The sequence below is a fragment of the Thiosocius teredinicola genome, from assembly GCF_002009425.1.
Taxonomy (GTDB): domain Bacteria; phylum Pseudomonadota; class Gammaproteobacteria; order Chromatiales; family Chromatiaceae; genus Thiosocius; species Thiosocius teredinicola.
In genome coordinates, this window is record NZ_CP019936.1 from 643,093 (window position 1) to 660,237 (window position 17,145).

Annotated in this window: 15 protein-coding genes and 2 tRNA genes; 13 read left to right on the plus strand and 4 right to left on the minus strand. The window is 61.5% G+C overall.

Annotated elements, in window-relative coordinates; translation table 11 throughout:
* Positions 1–45 precede the first annotated feature (45 nt).
* The 5 genes from B1781_RS03040 (at position 46) to B1781_RS03060 (ending at position 4,625) form a co-directional block, all read left to right on the plus strand.
* Complete coding sequence (locus B1781_RS03040) at positions 46–1,488, plus strand: mannose-1-phosphate guanylyltransferase/mannose-6-phosphate isomerase (RefSeq protein WP_078118262.1); 1,443 nt, start codon at positions 46–48, stop codon at positions 1,486–1,488.
* A gap of 69 nt (positions 1,489–1,557) precedes the next feature.
* Positions 1,558–2,649, plus strand: a complete 1,092-nt coding sequence (gene ychF, locus B1781_RS03045) for a redox-regulated ATPase YchF (protein ID WP_078118263.1) — start codon at positions 1,558–1,560, stop codon at positions 2,647–2,649.
* A 54-nt stretch (positions 2,650–2,703) separates the two neighbouring features.
* Positions 2,704–2,780 (plus strand) — tRNA-Met (locus tag B1781_RS03050).
* A 61-nt stretch (positions 2,781–2,841) separates the two neighbouring features.
* Positions 2,842–3,024 carry a hypothetical protein gene (locus B1781_RS03055; RefSeq protein ID WP_078118264.1) on the plus strand — a complete coding sequence of 61 codons (183 nt, stop codon included), beginning with the start codon at positions 2,842–2,844 and terminating at the stop codon, positions 3,022–3,024.
* 290 nt (positions 3,025–3,314) lie between these two features.
* Entirely contained in the window at positions 3,315–4,625 is a 1,311-nt protein-coding gene (locus B1781_RS03060; protein ID WP_125931847.1) for an ammonium transporter, read from the plus strand.
* A 63-nt stretch (positions 4,626–4,688) separates the two neighbouring features.
* Here the strand turns inward: B1781_RS03060 and B1781_RS03065 are convergent, their stop codons facing one another.
* The 3 genes from B1781_RS03065 to ispB all read right to left on the minus strand — a co-directional run bounded on the left by B1781_RS03065 (position 4,689) and on the right by ispB (position 6,685).
* Complete coding sequence (locus B1781_RS03065) at positions 4,689–5,471, minus strand: DUF2189 domain-containing protein (protein WP_164513231.1); 783 nt, start codon at positions 5,469–5,471, stop codon at positions 4,689–4,691.
* Between the two features lie 153 nt (positions 5,472–5,624).
* Positions 5,625–5,701 (minus strand) — tRNA-Pro (locus B1781_RS03070).
* Between the two features lie 15 nt (positions 5,702–5,716).
* Positions 5,717–6,685: an octaprenyl diphosphate synthase gene (gene ispB, locus B1781_RS03075; RefSeq protein WP_078118266.1), complete on the minus strand. Its 969-nt coding sequence runs from the start codon at positions 6,683–6,685 to the stop codon at positions 5,717–5,719.
* A 202-nt stretch (positions 6,686–6,887) separates the two neighbouring features.
* On the opposite strand from ispB, the gene rplU reads away from it, so the two are divergent.
* From rplU to proB, 4 genes are all read left to right on the plus strand, one after another.
* Positions 6,888–7,202, plus strand: a complete 315-nt coding sequence (rplU, locus tag B1781_RS03080; protein ID WP_078118267.1) for a 50S ribosomal protein L21 — start codon at positions 6,888–6,890, stop codon at positions 7,200–7,202.
* A gap of 13 nt (positions 7,203–7,215) precedes the next feature.
* Positions 7,216–7,473, plus strand: coding sequence for a 50S ribosomal protein L27 (gene rpmA / locus B1781_RS03085; protein ID WP_078118268.1), 258 nt, complete (start codon positions 7,216–7,218; stop codon positions 7,471–7,473).
* Between the two features lie 96 nt (positions 7,474–7,569).
* Positions 7,570–8,652 (plus strand): Obg family GTPase CgtA, encoded by a 1,083-nt coding sequence (cgtA, locus tag B1781_RS03090; RefSeq protein WP_078118269.1) that lies wholly within the window; start codon positions 7,570–7,572, stop codon positions 8,650–8,652.
* Positions 8,649–9,770 carry a glutamate 5-kinase gene (proB, locus tag B1781_RS03095; protein ID WP_334223864.1) on the plus strand — a complete coding sequence of 374 codons (1,122 nt, stop codon included), beginning with the start codon at positions 8,649–8,651 and terminating at the stop codon, positions 9,768–9,770. The genes cgtA and proB overlap by 4 nt, the downstream gene beginning before the upstream one ends.
* Before the next feature lie 302 nt (positions 9,771–10,072).
* Here the strand turns inward: proB and rpsT are convergent, their stop codons facing one another.
* Positions 10,073–10,333, minus strand: a complete 261-nt coding sequence (gene rpsT, locus B1781_RS03100) for a 30S ribosomal protein S20 (protein WP_078118271.1) — start codon at positions 10,331–10,333, stop codon at positions 10,073–10,075.
* A gap of 136 nt (positions 10,334–10,469) precedes the next feature.
* On the opposite strand from rpsT, the gene murJ reads away from it, so the two are divergent.
* From murJ to ileS, 4 genes are all read left to right on the plus strand, one after another.
* Positions 10,470–12,023, plus strand: coding sequence for a murein biosynthesis integral membrane protein MurJ (murJ, locus tag B1781_RS03105; protein ID WP_174575427.1), 1,554 nt, complete (start codon positions 10,470–10,472; stop codon positions 12,021–12,023).
* The gene (gene lspA, locus B1781_RS03110) at positions 12,023–12,496 is read left to right on the plus strand and encodes a signal peptidase II (RefSeq protein WP_078118272.1); all 474 of its coding nucleotides are present in this window, start codon (positions 12,023–12,025) and stop codon (positions 12,494–12,496) included. Before murJ ends, lspA begins: the two co-directional genes overlap by 1 nt.
* Before the next feature lie 290 nt (positions 12,497–12,786).
* On the plus strand, positions 12,787–13,743 hold the full coding sequence (ribF, locus tag B1781_RS03115; protein WP_078118273.1) for a bifunctional riboflavin kinase/FAD synthetase: 957 nt from the start codon (positions 12,787–12,789) through the stop codon (positions 13,741–13,743).
* A gap of 110 nt (positions 13,744–13,853) precedes the next feature.
* Positions 13,854–16,619: an isoleucine--tRNA ligase gene (ileS, locus tag B1781_RS03120; protein WP_334223977.1), complete on the plus strand. Its 2,766-nt coding sequence runs from the start codon at positions 13,854–13,856 to the stop codon at positions 16,617–16,619.
* Positions 16,620–17,145 lie beyond the last annotated feature (526 nt).

The following is a 17,145-nucleotide window of genomic DNA, read 5'->3' on the forward strand; positions in this document are numbered from 1 at the left end:
TCGGCTGCTGTAATCCGACCAGATTTTCGTCGAGAGAGTGCCCCTGTGACCAAGCTTCAGCCCGTTATTCTTTCCGGCGGCTCCGGAACCCGTTTGTGGCCCCTCTCGCGTCGCGCCTATCCGAAACAGTTTCTCTCTCTGGTTGATGACGACACGTTGCTGCAATCGACCGCATCGCGGGTCGACGGTCTGCGCGACAACGCCGAGATTCTTCCGCCGCTGATCGTATGCAATGAGGCGCACCGGTTTCTGGTTGCCGAACAGTTGCGCAGCAGCGGCCATGCCGCCGGCAATATCCTGCTCGAGCCGGTCGGCCGCAACACCGCGCCTGCGCTGACGCTCGCCGCGCTCGACGCCGCCGATCAAGACCCGGTGTTGATCGTGATGCCGGCAGACCACGCAGTAAAAGATCTCAAGGCGTTCTCGCGGGCCGTCGCCGCGGGCCTGCCGCACGCCATGGCCGGCAAGGTCGTCACCTTTGGCATCGTGCCCGATTCGCCGCAGACCGGGTTCGGCTACATACGCTCGGGAACATCGGTCGACGCCAACACCTACACGCTCGATGCCTTCGTTGAGAAACCCGATCGCGAGACCGCAGAATCGTACGTCGCGAGCGGCCAATACTATTGGAACAGCGGCATCTTCTTGATGCGCGCCACGCGCTGGCTCGAGTTGATCGAACGGTTCCGGCCCGACATCTCGGCGGCCGTGCGCAAGGCGTATGACGACGGTCAGAAAGATCTCGACTTCTACCGCGCCGACCAGGATGAGTTTGCCGCATCGCCGGCTGACTCGATCGACTATGCCGTGATGGAACCACTGTCCAAAGAGGCGGGCGAGTGCCTGGTGGTGCCGCTCGATGCCGGCTGGTCGGACATCGGCGCCTGGGCGGCACTGTGGGATGTTTCAGAACGCGACGGTGTCGGCAATGCCTGTCACGGCGACGTGATCGCGGTGAATTCGCACGACAACCTGCTGCATTCGCAGCATCGCATCGTTGCTGCCGTGGGCGTGCAGGACCTGATCGTCGTCGAGACATCGGATGCGGTCCTGGTTGCGCATAAAGACCATGCGCAGGACGTCAAGAAAATCACCGAACACCTTGACCAGGAAGGGCGCTGTGAGAGCGAGTTCCATCGTCGGGTTCACCGTCCCTGGGGTGCTTATGAGGGGATTGATGTTGGCGAGCGTTTCCAGGTCAAGCGGTTGAGCGTCAAGCCGGGTGCCTCGCTGTCACTGCAGATGCATCACCACCGCGCAGAGCACTGGATCGTGGTCAGCGGGACGGCGCAGGTCACCTGCGACGACAAGGTGTTCCTGCTCAGCGAAAACCAGTCGACTTACATCCCGATCGGCACCCGTCACCGTCTGGAAAACCCCGGATCGATCCCGCTGGAGATCATCGAGGTACAGTCCGGCTCGTATCTCGGCGAGGACGATATCGTGCGTTTCGAAGACGTCTACAACCGCGCGCCGAAGACCGACTGAGTTCTCGCCGGGCGGCTTTTCCGCTATCCTTGCCCGCCTTTTCGAACGGTCGGGAACAGGAGAGCGGAGATGGGTTTCAAATGCGGTATCGTGGGGCTGCCGAACGTCGGCAAGTCCACCCTGTTCAATGCCCTGACCAAGGCGACGATTGCCGCGGAAAACTACCCGTTCTGCACGATCGATCCGAACGTCGGCGTGGTGCCGCTGCCCGACCGTCGTCTCGACGTGCTGGCGGATATCGTCAAACCGCAGAATGTGATCCCGACGACGATGCAGTTCGTCGACATCGCCGGCCTGGTGGCCGGCGCCTCGAAGGGCGAGGGCCTGGGCAACAAGTTTCTCGCCAATATCCGCGAGACCGACGCCATCGCACAGGTCGTGCGTTGTTTCGAAAACGACGACATCGTGCACGTGGCCGGCAAGGTCGATCCCTTGTCGGATATCGAGGTCATCAATACCGAGTTGGCGCTCGCCGACCTCGAGTCGGTTGAGAAGGCGCTGCAGAAGGCGGAAAAGCTGGTCAAGACCGGCGACAAGAAGGTGCTGGCCAAGCGCGACCTGCTCGCCCGGGTGCGAGACCAACTGGACGCGGGTCAACCGGTACGCGCGATGGAGCTGAGCGATGACGACAAACTCGAACTGCGCGATCTGCACCTGCTGACGATCAAACGCACTCTTTATATAGCCAACGTCAATGACGACGGCTTCGAAAACAATCCCTATCTCGACGCGGTGCGCCAACATGCCGAGTCCGAAGGCGCCGAGGTGGTGCCGGTATGCGCCGCGATCGAGGCGGAACTTGCCGAACTCGAGGACGACGAGAAGGCCGAGTTTCTGGCCGAGATGGGGCTCGAAGAACCCGGCCTGGATCGTGTGGTGCGCGCCGGCTACCACCTGTTGCACCTGCAGACCTATTTCACCGCCGGGGTCAAAGAGGTGCGCGCCTGGACCGTCAAGGTGGGGGCCACCGCTCCGCAGGCGGCCGGCGTGATCCATACCGATTTCGAGCGTGGCTTCATTCGTGCCGAGGTTATCGCCTACGACGATTTCGTCGCCTGCGGCGGTGAGCATGGCGCCAAGGACGCGGGCAAGTTGCGCCTGGAGGGCAAGGATTACATCGTGCAGGACGGCGACGTTATCCACTTCCGCTTCAACGTTTAAGCCGCTTTCGTTGACAATTTACACAACGGGCCGCTATAGTTCCGCGCCTTATTTGGCAAGGTAGCTCAGCTGGTTAGAGCACCGCACTCATAATGCGGGGGTCGGCGGTTCAAGTCCGCCCCTTGCTACCATCTGCAGAAAACCGGATTCCGCAAGGATTCCGGTTTTTTCGTTTTCGGGGCCATTTCGACGATGATCGACGACAAAACAGCGCGCGATTGGAACGATCTCGACGGCGATGAACAGATTGCCCTGCGCGAGGCCTATGGGCACTATCTGGACAGCCTGCCACCCACCTGTGACCTGGATACCAAAATCGAACGCTTCCGGCGGTGGTTGGCCGAGCGCGGGATCGAATATCCGGTGAACGACTGAAACTTTCTGCTCGCTGTCCGGGTCTGATTGCGTACGGACAGCAATGTCCGCAACGAACATTGAGTTCGTTGAGACTCCCCTTGGTGATTGGCTGATGCCCCGAAACGGGCATCAGCCTTCTTTTTTGCCTATCATTGGCGCCTGGTCGATTTCGGCAAGCGCGCCGGATCGCTGCCTGAATCGTCGTGTGATTCTGGCAATCTCAATAAAATTCAATAGCCTACGGTGTCGGCGCTGTTCTGCGTCGGGTCGGCCCGTGAGCCTAAAAACAACAGATCGAGAGGTTAGGCATGATCAAACTTAGTGCATTTCGAGGGGCATTGTTGGCGCTGCCATTGGCGTTGCTCTCCACCGGCGTCATGGCTCAGGAGGCGGCCGCGAGCGGTGGCAATACCGCCTGGATACTCACCTCGACTGCCTTGGTCCTGTTCATGACGCTGCCCGGCTTGGCACTGTTCTACGGTGGCCTGGTGCGCAGCAAGAACGTGCTGTCGGTGTTGATGCAGTGTTTCGCCATCGCCGGCATGGCATCCGTGATGTGGTTGGTCGCGGGCTATAGCCTTGCCTTCGGCGAAGGCAACCAGTGGATCGGCGACTTCAGCAAGGTCATGTTGTCGGGCATCGGCCGCGACACGCTGTCGGGCGATATACCCGAGTCGCTGTTCATGCTGTTCCAGATGACCTTCGCGATCATCACCCCCGCGCTCATCATCGGCGGTTTTGCCGAGCGCATGAAGTTCTCGTCGATGCTGCTGTTCAGCGCCCTGTGGCTGATGCTGGTCTACGTTCCGGTGACCCACTGGGTGTGGGGCGGCGGCTGGTTGGCCGAGATGGGGCTGTATGACTTCGCCGGCGGCACCGTCGTGCATATCACTGCCGGTGTCGCTGCCTTGGTCGCCGCCATGGTGCTGGGGCCGCGACGCGGTTTCCCAACCCAGGCCATGCCGCCGCACAACATGACGATGACCGTCATGGGCGCCGGTATGTTGTGGGTCGGCTGGTTCGGTTTCAACGGTGGCAGCGCCTTGGCGGCGAATGGCGATGCGGCGATGGCGATGCTGGTCACCCACATCTCGGCCGCCGCCGGTGCAATGGTGTGGTCGGCGATGGAATGGATCAGGTTCGGCAAGCCCAGCGCGCTGGGTGCGGTCACCGGCATGGTTGCCGGTCTGGGCACGATCACCCCGGCCTCCGGTTTCGTTGGCCCGGGCGGGGCCTTGATCATCGGCATCCTGGCCGGTTTCGTTTGCTTCAACGCCACGCTGTTCATCAAGCGTGGCCTGAAGATCGATGACTCGCTCGATGTGTTCCCGGTGCACGGCGTCGGCGGCATTCTGGGTACGCTGATGGCGGGTATCTTTTCGTCAACCGGTCTCGGCGTATTCAGCGGGTACGGTTTTCACGAGGTCAATGCGAACATGAGCGCCCAGTTGTTCGCGCAGTTCACCGGCGTGATCGCGACCATAGTGTTCACCGCGGTGGTTACCTGGATCATCCTGAAGGTCGTCGGCGCACTGCTCGGGTTGCGGGTCAGCGAAGAACAGGAGATCACCGGTCTGGATATCGTGCTGCACGAAGAGCGTGGTTACGACCTGACCTGAGGTTGATATCCGGCACAAAAAAGGCGGCCGTCGGGCCGCCTTTTTTGTTGCCGTAGATCGCCGCTAGTCGCGGCCGAACAGGTCCTTGTAGCCCGCCCAGGTGGCAAAACCAAGCCATGGGAAGATCACGATAAAGGCGGCGAAGGCGGTCAGCATGCCGATCAGGGTCAGGCCGGCGACGATACCGCCCCAGATCAGCATCGGTATCGGCTGCTCGACGACCGCTTTGACGCTGGCGGCGATCGCGGTGCCGAAGTCCGCCTTGGCGTCGAGCACCATCGGCAGGGACCAGGCCGTCAGCGCGAACATGATGACGGCAAAGATGGCGCCGACGCCGAACAGGGTCAGCAGAAATCCGATGCCTTCAGCGGTGCCCATCGCATTGATGAAGCTCGACGTGCCGGCGATGTTGCCGACGTAGAGCGCCGCGATCAGCGTCGATACGCGAATCCAGGCGATCATGACGACGGCCAGCAGCAGGCCGAACAGCGCCACAGAGCCGAGTCGGTTACGCATGGTCCGCCAGCAGGTGCGCAGTTGCAGGGTCTCGCCGCGATCGACGAGCTGGGCAATCCGATAAAGCCCCATGGCGAACAAAGGCCCCACCAGCAGAAAGCCCGACCAGAAAGTGAAGACGAACTGGGGTTCGCTGAAGCCGAGCCAGGTGATCGCCATGCCGATGGCTGCAAACACGGCGCCGTAAGCGATAGCGATGCCCTTGGTCTGATTCAGGTAGCGCCGGCCTTCGGTCAACCACTGCAGGCCGGCATGGCGCGCGATCTTGCGCCGCGGCGGCAGCTTCATCGGTTCGTAGACAAGGGGTTCTTGGGTATGGGTCGTTGCCATCGGTACTCCCTCTGCACTGCTTGCTAAAAGCTGTTGACCCAAGACTGGCTCAAGAATTCGCAGAAGAAATGCCATGAAAATTGGGGGATTTGCCGGGTGCCCGGCAAGCATCGCAGGCATAAAAAAACAGCCCAGCAGGCTGTTTCTTTAAATTGGTCGGAGTGAAAGGATTCGAACCTTCGACCCCCGCCTCCCGAAGACGGTGCTCTACCAAGCTGAGCTACACTCCGATAGAAAGTCGACGATCAGAACGAACGGCTCACCGAGAAATCGGCAACAGCGGCAAGCGCGTTGCGGTAAACGGAAGCGGGAAGGGCTTCGAGAGCCTGCTTGGCCTTGGCGGCCTCGTCTGACGCGAGCCGCGCAGTGTATGCGATTGCGTCGGTGGATTCAATCGCTGAAAGCACCTCTTCGATACGATCGGTGCCGCCGTTTTCGATGACCGCGCGCAGCATGTCGCGGGTGTTCGAATCGCTCTGCTGCATGGCGCGTATCAGCGGCAGTGTCGGCTTGCCTTCAGCGAGATCGTCACCGATGTTCTTGCCGATGTCCTGGTCCGACGAGCCGTAATCCAACGCGTCGTCGATCATTTGAAACGCCATGCCCAGGTGCTGGCCGTACGCGGCCATGGCGGCCTCGGTCTGCTCGTCGTTGTTGTTGATGATGGCGGCGAGGCGCGCACCCGCCTCGAACAGGGTGGCGGTCTTGCGCAGGATAACCTCGCGGTAGCGCTGTTCGTCGGTGTCGGGGTCGTTGCAGTTGAGTAGCTGCAATACCTCGCCTTCGGCGATCCGGTTGGTTGCGTGCGACAACACATCCATCACGCGCATCGAGTCGACGGCAACCATCATTTCAAAGGCGCGCGAGTACAGAAAATCGCCGACCAGAACGCTCGCGGCATTGCCCCATACGGCGTTGGCCGTATCGCGGTTGCGCCGCTGGTCTGAATCGTCGACGACATCGTCATGCAGCAGCGTGGCGGTATGGATGAACTCGACGATCGCTGCCAGATCGATGTGGTCGCTGCCCTGGTAGCCCAGTGCGCGGGCCGCGAGCAGCACAATGACCGGGCGCAGCCGCTTGCCGCCGCTGTTGACGATGTAGTGTCCGATCTGGTTGATCAGCACCACATCCGAACTGAGGCGGTCGAGGATCAAGGCGTCGGTTGCCTTCAGATCGTCCTTGATCAGCTCGCGAATGCTGGGGAATTCCATAAGCTAAGGATTTATGGGCAAAAACTGCCGCGCATCCTAGGGAAGCCGGTTTTGCTCTGTCAAGGCGCACGTTTGCTTGTGGATGCCCTAAACATGTTGATGCTCTAGAGTTGACGGCACAATCGCCAATCTATAGAATTCCGCCTCTTTCCGTCGGCCACCAGGTCGGCGATCCGAATCAGATCAAGGGAGTTTTACGGTCATGTACGCCGTTATCCAGACCGGTGGCAAACAATATCGCGTTGCCCAGGGTTCAACCCTTAAAGTCGAGAAGATCGACGCCGAAGAAGGCGCCAGCGTAGAGCTGGACAAGGTTTTGATGGTTGCTGACGGCGACGACGTCAAAGTCGGCGCGCCCTTTCTGGACGGTGGCAAGGTCACCGCAACCGTGAAATCGCACGGTCGTGGCAAGAAGGTGATGATCGTGAAGTTCCGTCGCCGCAAGCATCACATGAAGCGCCAGGGTCATCGCCAGGCCTTCACCGAGCTCGAAGTTACCGGCATCAGCGCCGGTTGAGGGAGAATCCAGCATGGCACATAAAAAAGCAGGCGGTAGCTCCAAGAACGGCCGCGATTCAGAAAGCAAACGCCTCGGCGTCAAAGTCTTCGGTGGCCAGGTTATCAATGCAGGCGGCATCATCGTGCGCCAGCGTGGTACCCGCGTTCATGCAGGCGTAAACGTCGGCTGCGGCAAGGACCATACCCTGTACGCAAAGGCTGACGGCACGGTACGTTTTGAGACCAAGGGCCCGAACAATCGCAAGTTTGTGAGTGTCGATCCGGCCTGACCGTCGTCTAGCAGACCGCAGCAAAAGGCCTCGTCGATCGACGGGGCTTTTTTCGTTACGACACACTGCAAACCGGGCAAGCGCGGGAGCTGAAGCATGAAATTCGTCGACGAAGCGATTATCAAGGTCGAGGCCGGGGATGGCGGCAACGGCTGCGTGAGCTTTCGGCGCGAAAAGTTCATCCCCAAAGGTGGCCCGGATGGCGGTGACGGCGGTGACGGCGGCAGCGTCTTGCTGGTCGGCGACAGCGGTCTGAATACGCTGGTCGATTTTCGCCATCAGCGTCACCATCGCGCCGAACGCGGCCAGAACGGCATGGGCCGGCAGATGACCGGGCGCAAGGGCGAGAACCTGCTGGTCCGGGTGCCGGTCGGCACCCGCGTGCACGACGCCGATACCGAAGAATACATTGGCGAGGTCATGGCGCATGGCGAAGAGCTGCTGGTTGCGCGCGGCGGACACCATGGTCTCGGCAACATCCACTTCAAGAGCAGCACCAATCGCGCCCCGCGGCAGTCGACCCACGGGACGCCGGGCGATCGCCGCACCCTGCATCTCGAACTTGTGCTGCTGGCCGACGTCGGTCTGCTCGGGTTGCCCAACGCGGGCAAGTCCAGCCTGATTACTGCCGTATCCAGCGCCAGGCCCAAGGTGGCGGACTATCCGTTTACCACGCTGTACCCGAACCTGGGGGTGGTGCGGGTCGGCCAGGATGCGAGCTTTGTCATCGCCGACATTCCCGGCGTGATCGAGGGTGCGGCGGAAGGCGCCGGTCTTGGCATTCAGTTCCTCAAACACCTGTCGCGCACCCGTCTGCTGCTGCACCTGGTCGACATGGCGCCGATCGATGGTTCGGACCCGGCCGAGGCGGTGCGCTGCATCGAGGCCGAGGTCGAGAAATTCGGTCATGAACTGGCCGAACGCGAACGCTGGCTGGTGTTGACCAAGCGTGACCTGCTCGACGACGAGACCTTTGCGGAGCGTCAGGCGGCCTTGCTGGCCGAACTGGATTGGGAGGGGCCGGTGTTCGCGATCTCTTCGGTCACGCGCGCGGGGCTGGAGCCGTTGGTGCAGGCCTTGGGTGCCAAGCTCGTGGAGCTGCGTGCTGCCGATGCCGGTGGTGAAGGCCCGGCATCCGCCGAAGATGACAACGCACCCTATGATCCACTAACGTCTTGATCATGCGTGAACGGTTGACCACTACACGGCGCTGGGTCGTCAAGATCGGCAGCGCCCTGATAACCGGTGACGGCAAAGGTCTCGACCGCGAGCGTTTGCGTCACTGGGTCGACCAGGTCGCCGACCTGATCGAGGCGGGCAACGAAGTGGTGATCGTCTCGTCCGGTGCGGTGGCCGAAGGCATGAAACGCATGGGCTGGGCGCGCCGGCCGGCCAGCCTGCACGAGCTTCAGGCTGCCGCAGCGATCGGTCAGATGGGTCTGGTGCAGGCTTGGGAAAGTTGCTTTCAGCGCCGTGGCCTGCATACCGCGCAGGTGTTGCTCACCCACGACGACCTGTCCGACCGCAAGCGATATCTGAACGCGCGCAGCACGCTGCGTGCCTTGGTCGGCCTGCGTGCGGTACCTGTGGTCAACGAGAACGACGCGGTCGCCAACGACGAACTGCGCTTCGGCGACAACGATACGCTGGCGGCCCTGGTGGCCAACCTGATCGAGGCCGACCTGCTGGTTCTACTTACTGACCAACAGGGCCTGTACGACGCCGATCCGCGTATCAAGACCGATGCCACGCTGGTCTCACATGCCCAGGCCGACGACCGCACGCTCGAGCGCATGGCCGGCGGCGGTGGTGCGCTGGGCCAGGGTGGCATGCAGACCAAGGTGCGGGCGGCGCGATTGGCGGCGCGCTCGGGGACGGCGACGGTGATCGCCTACGGGCGTTTGCCGGACGTGTTGCAGCGCCTCAAAGCGGGCGACGATGTCGGCACTTTGTTGACCCCGTCACAGGAGCCGGACGCCGCGCGCAAACGCTGGCTTGCCGGCCAGCTGCAGGCGCGTGGCCGCATGGTGCTGGATGCCGGCGCGGTGCGGGTATTGCGTGAATCCGGGCGCAGCCTGTTGGCGGTTGGCGTCAAAGACGTGCACGGCCAGTTCCGGCGCGGCGAGATGGTGGTTTGTGTCGACGAGTCGAATGTCGAGGTGGCGCGCGGCCTGGCGAACTATTCGGCCGAAGAGGCGCGCAAGATCCGTGGACGGGCCTCGAGCGAAATCGAGTCGATCTTGGGCTATGTCGATGAGGAAGAGTTGATACACCGCGACAATCTGGTGCTGTCGTAACCGGAACAGCGTTCGTAGCTGGTGTGCGGTGTCTAAAAAAAGGAAGCCCCGGGCAATCCATCGCCCGGGGCTTATGTCGTCTGGCTTGGTTGGCAAACTCTGTGATCCGTGCGGCGCCGTCCTGGCACGTCGTCAATCCGTTGAGTCCTTGTCGACGACGGATCTACTTTGCCACAGGCGCCCGAGGTCAGAAATCGATGCCGGCTCTTGCGCGTGTAGGACAATTCCTACAACTGCGTAAAGTTTCGCAAAGCACAAAAAAACCGGCCATTGGCCGGTTTTTTTTCGCATTCCGCGGCGCCTTACAGGGCGCGGATCTGCGCGTTCAGGCGGCTCTTATGGCGGGCTGCCTTGTTCTTGTGGATCAGGCCCTTGGTAGCCATGCTGTCGAGTACCGGTACAGCGGCCTTGTAGGCGTTTTGTGCTGCGTCTTTGTCACCGGTTTCGATGGCCTTTACGACCTTTTTGATCTCAGTGCGCATCATGCTGCGACGGCCGGCATTGTGCTGACGGCGCTTCTCCGCCTGACGGGCGCGTTTGCGGGCTTGTGCTGAGTTGGCCAATCCAGGTCTCCTGATACATCGGCGTTACGAAAGAGGGCGGATTATCCGGAGGCGCCCCAACCTTGTCAAGTGTCGAGCAGACACCAAAAGCGTCCGCACATACCTCTATAATCGCCGCTTTCCGGAGGAACTCACGCTGTCTCTGTTCAGATCGCTTTCGACCGTCAGCGCCCACACGTTTATATCGCGCATACTGGGATTCGTCCGCGACTTGGTATTTGCCCAGGTGTTTGGTGCGAGCGGCCAGACCGACGCTTTTTTTGTCGCCTTTAAGATCCCCAATTTTCTGCGTCGCCTGTTCGCCGAGGGGGCGTTCGCCACGGCGTTCGTGCCGGTGCTGACCGAATACCGAACCCAGCGCGATTATCAGACGTTAAAGGCGTTTGTTGACCACATCGCCGGGGCGCTCGGATTGGTGGTGCTGATCGTCTCGCTGATCGGCGTGATCGCCGCACCGCTGGTGGTGTCGGTATTCGCCTTTGGCTGGGTCATGGACGATGAGACGCAGAAGCTCGCGCTGGCCACCGACATGCTGCGGCTGACCTTTCCCTACCTGTTTTTTATCTCGCTGACGGCGTTTGCCGGTGGAATCCTGAACGCCCACGACAAGTTCGCGGTGCCCGCATTCACCCCGGTGCTGCTCAACATCTGCCTGATCGGCGCGGCCTTGTGGCTCACGCCGCTGATGGACGAGGGCATCGTGGCGTTGGCCTGGGGCGTATTCATCGCCGGTATCACGCAGTTCGTGTTCCAACTGCCTTTTCTTAAAAGAATCGACATGCTGCCGCACCCCAAGCCCGGGTTTCACGATCCGGGCGTGCGCCGCGTTTTGAAATTGATGGTGCCGGCGCTGTTCGCGGTATCCGTCACCCAGATCAACCTGCTGCTCGACACGGTGCTTGCGTCGTTCCTTGAGACCGGCAGTATTTCATGGCTGTACTACTCCGACCGGTTGGTTGAGTTTCCGCTGGGAATCCTCGGCGTAGGGCTGGCGACCGTTATCCTGCCAAGGTTGTCGCGCCACCAGGCCGAGCAATCGGCCGCGAAATTCAGCCAATCGCTCGACTGGGGGCTGCGGATGACGTTGATCTTCGGAATCCCGGCGGCGGTTGGCCTGGTGGCGCTCGCGGGGCCGATGATCGCCACGTTGTTCGAATCCGACGTGTTCGGCGCGCACGATGTCAGCATGGCGGAGCGTAGCCTGATGGCGTACGCGGTCGGGTTGCTGGCGTTCATGCTGATCAAGGTCTTGGCGCCCGGGTTCTACGCGCGGCAGGACACGCGAACCCCGGTGCGAATCGGCATGATCGCGATGGCTACCAATATGGTGTTCAACATCGCGCTGATCTTCCCACTGCAACACGCCGGGTTGGCGCTGGCCACCAGCCTCTCTGCCTACGTCAACGCGTATCTGCTGTTCAGGTCCTTGCGCCGCGATGAGGCGTATCAGCCGTATGCGGGCTGGACGGCGCTGTTCGTCAAGGTCGGCGTGGCGGCGACCGCGATGGCGCTGGTGTTATGGTGGGTTTCGCCGTCACTGGCTGACTGGATCGGTGCGCCTCGATCGTTGCGGGCCGGTTGGCTGGCCGGCCTGGTGGCTGTGGGAGGCGTGGTTTACCTGGGGGTTCTATTGCTGTTCGGAATGCGGGTGCGTGACTTGCGTGCCGGGAATATCGGGGGGCGTCGCTGATGCCGAAGTTACTGTGGTTGAGCCTGGCGGTCGTAGTGCTCGACCAGGCGAGCAAGTTCTGGATCATGGCTGCCTTCGAGGACTACGAGGTGCTGACGATCTGGCCGGTGTTCAACCTCACGCTGGTCTACAACACGGGTGCGGCGTTCAGCTTTTTGAGCGATGCCGGTGGCTGGCAGCGCTGGTTTTTTGCCGCTATCGCCGTCGTTCTGGTCGTCGTCATGACCGTCTGGCTGAGCCGCCTGCGCGACAATGAGCGCTGGACTGCGGTCGGCCTGGCCATGGTGGTCGGCGGTGCGGTCGGCAACCTGATCGACAGGATCTGGCTCGGAAAGGTCGTCGACTTTCTGCAATGGCACTGGGAGGACTGGTATTTTCCTTCCTTCAATCTGGCCGACAGCGCCATTACCTTAGGGGTCGCGCTGCTGCTGATCGACGGATTGATATTGGCCCATAGGACGAAAGAATCCTGATCCTCGGAATTATCTGACGTGGGCATGGGAGAGCGGCGATTGTCGCTACCGCCGCCCGTCGGAATAATAAGCCCACCACCGCAAGATACCGACTGACGTACATGGAGGTACGGGCGACACGGAAGTCGCTGGGTCCAGGAAGGGCCGAACACAGTGCCGAGGTGGCAAAACCCGATGACAGGGACCGTCATCGGGTTTTTCTCTTTGTGGCCCGCGTAAGAGTTCTACTGGTTCTGGGCACACATGCCTTTATAATCCTCCGCTTACGTTGAGCTGGCAGAATTCATAGCGTGTTGCTGATCCGGGGATTGCACAATCTGCGCGCCGAACATCGTGGGTGCGTGGCGACAATCGGTAATTTCGACGGCGTCCACCTGGGCCACCAGGAGGTGTTTGCTGCGTTGACGCGCCGCGCGCGCGCTGCCGGTCTGCCGTCCCTGGTGATCACCTTCGAGCCACAGCCGATGGAGTTCTTCCGTCCCGAGCAAGCGCCGGCGCGCCTGACCAAGCTGCGCGAGAAGCTGGCGGCGATCCATGCCTGCGATATCGACCGGGTGCTGCTGGTGCGTTTCGATGCGGCGTTTGCCGCGGTCGATGCGCGTGATTTCGTGCAGATCGTGCTGGTCGAAAAGCTCGGCATCCACCATTTGTACGTAGGCGACGATTTCCGTTTCGGCCAGCGCCGCGCCGGCGATTTCCGGTTGCTCAAGTCGATGGGCGCCGAGCATGGCTTTGGCGTCGAAAGCCTGCCGACCGTCGCTGACGGCGGTGAGCGCGTCAGCAGCACGCGCATTCGCGAGGCGTTACAGGCCGGCGATCTCGCCGAGGCCGAGCGTTGCCTGGGGCGGCGCTATCGTATCTGCGGTCATGTCGGTCACGGCTACAAGCGCGGTCGCACGATCGGCTTTCCAACTCTGAATGTGCCGCTGATGCGGCGCTCGGTGCCGATCCGCGGCGTGTTCGCGGTCGAGGTGTTGGGCATCGCCGACACCCCGCTGCCGGGTGTGGCGAACATCGGCAACCGGCCGACGCTTGCAGGTGACGACCGCTTTTTGCTCGAAGTGCATCTGTTCGATTTCGACGGCGAGGTGTACGGTCACCATGTCGAGGTCGATTTTGTCGAGCGCATCCGTGACGAACGCAAGTTCGACTCTTTCGACGCGCTGCGTGAGCAGATTCAGCGCGACGTCATCCGGGCGCGTGAGATTATGAACGCGCCGCAGATCGACCAGCGTCGATCGGTCTGATCTTCAGACGCCGAAACCGACGCCCAAACCAAATTTTTTACAGTAACCGGGTTATGTCCGTGAGTAACAACTACAAGGATTCGCTGAACCTTCCGCAGACTGCGTTTCCAATGAAAGCCAACCTGGCTCAGCGTGAGCCGGAAATGTTGAAACGCTGGGAAGCGGAAGGCCTGTACGCGAAGATTCGCGAGGCCTGCGCCGGGCGCGAGAAATTCGTGCTGCATGATGGGCCGCCCTATGCCAATGGCGAGATCCATATCGGCCATGCAGTCAACAAGGTACTCAAGGACATCATCGTCAAAAGCCGCACGCTGGCCGGTTTCGACGCGCCCTATGTGCCCGGCTGGGACTGCCATGGCCTGCCGATCGAGTTGCAGGTCGAGAAGAAGGTCGGCAAACCGGGCCACAAAGTCAGCGCCGCCGAGTTCCGCCAGGCCTGCCGCGAGTATGCGATGAAGCAGGTCGACAAACAGCGAGTCGACTTCAAGCGTCTCGGCGTGATCGGCGATTGGGACGATCCCTACCTGACGATGAACTTCGTGCAGGAGGCCGGCATCATCCGCTCACTGGGCAAGATCGCCGAGCAGGGTCACATCAGCAAGGGCTCCAAGCCGGTGCATTGGTGTACCGATTGCGGTTCGGCGCTGGCCGAGGCCGAGGTCGAATATAAAGACAAAGAGTCTTTTGCTATCGACGTGCGCTTCAAGGCAGTCGACCAGCAGGCGCTGTTGGGCAAATTCGATCTGACTGAGGCTGGTCCTGGCGAAGGCGATATCTCGGTCGTCATCTGGACGACCACGCCCTGGACGCTGCCGGCCAACCAGGGGGTGGCACTAAACCCGGGCCTCGAATATGTGCTGGTGCAGGTGGCCGGCGAACGCCTGATGGTCGCCGACGGCATGCTCGACCACGTTATGCCCGCATGGGGTATCGATGACTACACCGTGCTTGGTCGGGCGGTCGGGGCGGCATTCGACCGCCTGATGCTGCACCATCCGTTCTATGAACGCGAGGTACCGATCGTGTTGGGCGAGCACGTTACGCTGGAAGCCGGTACCGGTGCGGTGCATACCGCACCCGGTCACGGTCTGGACGACTACATCGTCGGCCAGCGCTACGGCCTGCCGGTCGACAACCCGGTCGGCGGCAACGGCTGCTTCCTGCCGGGCACGCCGCTGTTCGAGGGTGAGCATGTGTTCAAGGCCAACGAGCACGTCATTGCGGTACTCGAAGAACACGGCGCCTTGGTCAAGGCATCGAAATTTTCCCATAGCTACCCGGTGTGCTGGCGGCACAAGACGCCGATCATCTTCCGTGCGACCCCGCAATGGTTCATCTCGATGGAGCAAAAGGGCCTGCGGTCGACGGCCATGGACGAGATCCAGCAGGTCACCTGGACCCCGGATTGGGGGCAGGCGCGCATCGAGGGCATGATCGAAAACCGGCCCGACTGGTGCGTTTCACGTCAGCGCACCTGGGGTGTGCCGATTGCCTTCTTCGTCCATAAGGAGACCGGTGAACTGCATCCCGACACCGCCGCGCTGGTGGAACAGGTCGCGCAGCGTGTCGAGCAGGGCGGCATCCAGGCATGGTTCGATCTGGCGCCGGAAGAACTGTTGGGCGATGACGCGGCAAACTACGACAAGGTCGCCGATACACTCGATGTCTGGTTCGACTCGGGCGTCACCCACACCTGTGTGCTCGAGCCGCGCGCCGAGCTGGTGCGCCCGGCCGATCTATATCTCGAGGGTTCCGACCAGCATCGCGGCTGGTTCCAGTCGTCATTGCTGACCTCGGTCGCGATGTACGGCAAGGCGCCCTACAAAGGCGTGCTCACCCACGGATTCACCGTCGATGCCGACGGCAAGAAGATGTCGAAATCGCTCGGCAATGCCCTTTCGCCGCAGACCGTCATGAAGACGCTGGGTGCCGACATCATCCGCCTGTGGGTGGCGGCGACGGACTATCGTGCCGAGATCACCGTGTCGGACGAGATCCTCAAGCGCATGGCGGACGCCTACCGGCGTATCCGCAACACCACGCGCTTTCTGCTCGCCAACCTCGAAGGATTCGACCCGGCGAGCAACTGTGTGGCGGCCGGCGACATGATCATGCTCGATCGCTGGGCCGTCGGCCGCGCCTACCAGCTGCAGCAGGAGATCGCGCAGGCCTACACCGACTACAACTTCCACCTGATCTACCAGAAATTGCTCAATTTCTGCGTCGCGGATATGGGCGGTTTCTACCTTGATGTGATCAAGGACCGGCAGTACACCACGCAGGCCGACAGCCTGCCGCGGCGTTCCTGCCAGACCGCGATGTACCACATCGTCGAGGCCATGGTGCGCTGGATGTCGCCGGTGCTGAGCTTTACCGCCGACGAGGTGTGGGGTTTCATGCCCGGTGAGCGCAGCGACTCGGTGTTCATGGAAACCTGGTACACCGGTCTCGAGCCACCACCGCAAGGTCCGCTGGATAATGCCGCTTGGACACAGATCACACGCATCAAGACCGCGGTCGCCAAGCAGCTCGAGATGATGCGCAAAGAAGGCGTGATCGGTTCGTCGCTCGACGCCGAGGTTGAACTGTATTGCGATGACAAGTTGCGAGCAGTGCTCGAACTACTCGGCGACGAGCTGCGTTTCGCGCTGATCACCTCGGATGCGCGCGTGGCGCCGCTGGCCGACGCGCCGGGCGAGGCCATCGATACCGATGTACCGGGCCTGCGCGTTGCTGCCTGGGCCAGCGAGCACGCCAAGTGCGTGCGTTGTTGGCATCATCGTGAAGACGTCGGGTCGCACGAAGCGCATCCCGAGCTCTGTGGGCGTTGTGTAAGCAACGTGACCGGCGACGGGGAGACGCGTCGCTTCGTCTGATCGGCCCGGCGACGCGCTCAGGATCGCAGCCGGGGGGTTGTTTCCCCGGTTGCGGCAGGATTGACTCACTCACCGCCCAAGACCCGAGAGCTGCGCGTTTGCCGTGCAGGGTTGGCCAATCGTCGTGGCCCAAGCAGTACATGGGTTGTAGCGGCCAGGCTGCGATAGCGCTCGGCCGCTGCGGCACTCAGCTCGGGTGACGAATGCTTGGTGTCATCCCGTGGAAGCAGTCGGCACGCGCTGCTTGAATGACTTTTCCTGAACCACGACAAGGATTGCCTGCAAGCGCGTAGTGATAATGGCCCACCTACGGCGTCGCCCAGGCCCGGGTTTGTGGTCGCCGCGGTTGGTGGGTTTGGCGAATGCGCGGCGTCAACGCGATGGCTTCTGATTGTTGTTTGAATTCATCACAGTCGCCGGCGATGCGTTTGTTGCCCACCAACAGTTTGGGAATCGAAAGCTCTATAAAATCGGCGTTAAGATTTTGTTAATCAATGTAAAAGCGCCACAAATGGCTGCTATTTTG